Source organism: Pseudomonas sp. 30_B, assembly GCF_017491605.1.
GTDB lineage: Bacteria > Pseudomonadota > Gammaproteobacteria > Pseudomonadales > Pseudomonadaceae > Pseudomonas.
The window spans coordinates 1-463 of the sequence record NZ_JAFGYY010000295.1; the positions used below are offsets into that span (position 1 = coordinate 1).

Consider the following 463-nt stretch of genomic DNA (forward strand, 5'->3'; position numbering starts at 1 on the left):
GCTACGGATGGTCCCGCTCCCCCGTCGGGGGAGGATCGCAAGAGGCTCGCCGACCTCGCCGAACAGGCCGCGCGTCTCGCCAAAGCGGATCTGGTCACCGAAATGGTCGGGGAATTCCCCGAACTCCAGGGCCTTATGGGCGGCTACTACGCCCGCGCCGAGGGCCTGCCCGACGAAGTGGCCGACGCGATCCGGGATCACTACAAGCCGGCCGGGCAGGGTGACGAGGTGCCCACTGCGCCGGTGACCGTGGCGGTGAGTTTGGCGGATAAGTTGGATACATTGACCGCGTTCTTCGGAATCGGGCAATTTCCTACCGGATCAAAGGATCCTTTCGCCCTACGTCGCGCGACGCTCTCGATTATTGCACTCATCACCAAGAATAGTCTGCGTCTCAGTCTCGGCGGGCTCTTTGCACATAGTCTCGCGCGCTTTCGGTTAGCGACAATTGCAAATATTGAGG

The 463-nt window shown here is 61.8% G+C and carries 1 protein-coding gene; it reads left to right on the plus strand.

The window, feature by feature from the left end:
* On the plus strand, positions 1 to 463 hold a 463-nt coding region (locus J5M67_RS28350; protein ID WP_207888664.1), incomplete at both ends, for a glycine--tRNA ligase subunit beta.